This is a genomic window from Mesorhizobium sp. M7A.F.Ca.CA.003.01.2.1, from assembly GCF_003998945.1.
GTDB classification, from domain to species: Bacteria; Pseudomonadota; Alphaproteobacteria; order Rhizobiales; family Rhizobiaceae; genus Mesorhizobium; species Mesorhizobium ciceri.
The window spans coordinates 1-1,910 of record NZ_RZRA01001014.1 but is presented as its reverse complement, the minus strand read 5'-3'; the positions used below and the strand labels follow the sequence as shown (position 1 = coordinate 1,910).

General features: G+C 63.6%; 3 protein-coding genes. 1 reads left to right on the top strand and 2 read right to left on the bottom strand.

The features are described 5' to 3' along the window. Both EN969_RS29015 and lgt read right to left on the bottom strand, forming a co-directional pair. Positions 1-469: SAM-dependent methyltransferase (locus EN969_RS29015; protein ID WP_206525258.1), on the bottom strand; the 469-nt coding region annotated here is incomplete at its 3' end. Further along, positions 466-1,320, bottom strand: coding sequence for a prolipoprotein diacylglyceryl transferase (gene lgt / locus EN969_RS29010; RefSeq protein ID WP_027162149.1), 855 nt, complete (start codon positions 1,318-1,320; stop codon positions 466-468). The genes EN969_RS29015 and lgt, both read right to left, overlap by 4 nt. A 169-nt stretch (positions 1,321-1,489) precedes the next feature. Here lgt and EN969_RS29005 point away from each other — a divergent pair, with 169 nt between their 5' ends. After that, positions 1,490-1,792, top strand: a complete 303-nt coding sequence (locus tag EN969_RS29005) for an accessory factor UbiK family protein (protein WP_063168840.1) — start codon at positions 1,490-1,492, stop codon at positions 1,790-1,792. Positions 1,793-1,910 lie beyond the last annotated feature (118 nt).

The window sequence follows — 1,910 nt, the reverse complement described above, 5'->3', positions numbered from 1 at the left end:
GTTCGTTGCCGACGATGAACAGCGATTGTTGCGGCAAGGTCTCGATGGTTTCGTGCCAGCCAACCGCGAAGGGTGTGACGCCAAGCGTCTTTTTTTGCACCTCGGTCAGGCGCGGGCTTGTCTCGATCATGGCGAAGGTGGCGCCGTTGGCCAGGTCAGGATCGAGCCGCGACAGCGTGCGCAGCATGTCCTTCATCAGCGTGCCGCGGCCGGGTCCGATCTCGGCGATGGTGGCCGACCGCGACCGGCCGCCCGCCAGCCAGGCTTGATAAAGCCACACGGCGACCAGTTCGCCGAACATCTGGCTGATTTCCGGCGCGGTGATGAAGTCGCCGCCCGCACCAAAGGGCTCGCGCGTCGTGTAGTAGCCGTCCGCCGGGTCGAACAGGCACAGCGCCATGTACTCGTTGACGGGAAGCGGCCCCAGGGCCTCGATCAGGTCGACGATGCGGGTCTTCAGCCGTGTCATGCCGGCTGCGGCTGTGCCACCGGCTTGGCGGTCAGCATCGCCCAGATGCCGGCCAACACCATCGGCGACGACAGGATCATGCCCATGGTCAACCAGTTGGTGCCGAGGAGATAGCCGAGCTGCTGGTCGGGTTCGCGGAAGAACTCGACGAAGATACGCGACAGGCCGTAGCCGCAGATGAAGGCGCCGCCGACGAAGCGCGGCGTCTTCAGCTTAAGGCGCGAATGGGTGAGGATGCGCAGCACGAGGAACAGCACCACGCCCTCCAGAAGCGCCTCGTAAAGCTGGCTCGGATGACGGGCAAACGGCCCGCCATTGGGGAATTCGAACGCCCAGGGCACGTCGGTTGGCCGGCCCCACAGCTCGGAATTGATGAAGTTGGCGACGCGCACCAGGCCAAGGCCGACCGGCACGCCGGCCGCCACGACATCGAACAGCGACCAGGTGCGGATGCCGCGCTTGATGGAAAACAGCGTCATGGCGAGGATGACGCCGAGCAGGCCGCCATGGAACGACATGCCGCCCTGCCACACGGCGAAGATATCGAGCGGGTGCGCGATGTAGCGCGCCAGATCATAGAAGAGCACATAGCCGGTGCGGCCTCCGAGCACGACGCCGATGGCCGCCCAGACGATGAAATCGTCGAGATCCTCCGGCTTCATCGGCAGGACGCCGTTCGGCCACAGCCTGGCATTGGCGGCGAGCCGCTTGGCATACCACCAGGCGAACAGGATGCCGACGATATAGCCGACGCCATACCAGTGCACCGCCAGCGGCCCGATCTGGATGAGGATCGGGTTGATGTTGGGGAAGGGCAGGGAGGCCAGCGGCAGCAGGAAATATTCGTTCAACGGGGAACTCTCGATTGCGAACGTGTTTCGGCGCGGACCATGCGGCAGGGTTTTGGCAGGGTCAAGGCAAGGTGGGCGCACTCGACTTGATGCCGCAGCAAGGTGCAACAAGCTTGCATTCGACGCGCGGCGCCACTACGTCAATTTTGTGCAAGCGCGAGGATTTGCCATGTCGACCGGACCGAACCGCATTCTCGATGAATTCGCCAAGCTGATGACCGACGCCGCCGGCGCCGCCCAGGGCGTGCGCCGTGAGGTGGAGACCGCCTTCAAGGGGCAGGCCGAGCGCATTCTCAACACGATGGACGTGGTGCAGCGCGAAGAGTTCGAAGCCGCGCGCGAGATGGCCGCCAAGGCGCGGGAAGAAAACACCCGCCTTGCCGCCCGCATCGAGGCGCTCGAGGCGAAGCTTGCAGAACTGGCCGGCGACGCCACATCAGCGACGGCCGCCAAGCCGCGCACAAAAAAATAATCGTTAAACTTTTCCACATAGCCCGATCCTGAAAAGCGCTTTGCCGTGAATCGCTTAACGGCATTGCATGAATCTTTGTGACAGCGGCTTTCCACATGCGAATGACGCAGTGCGAAAA

Bases quoted from the DNA above. Each gene is read 5' to 3' on its own strand.
- EN969_RS29005 (WP_063168840.1), top strand. From the start codon at position 1,490: ATGTCGACCGGACCGAACCGCATTCTCGATGAATTCGCCAAGCTGATG.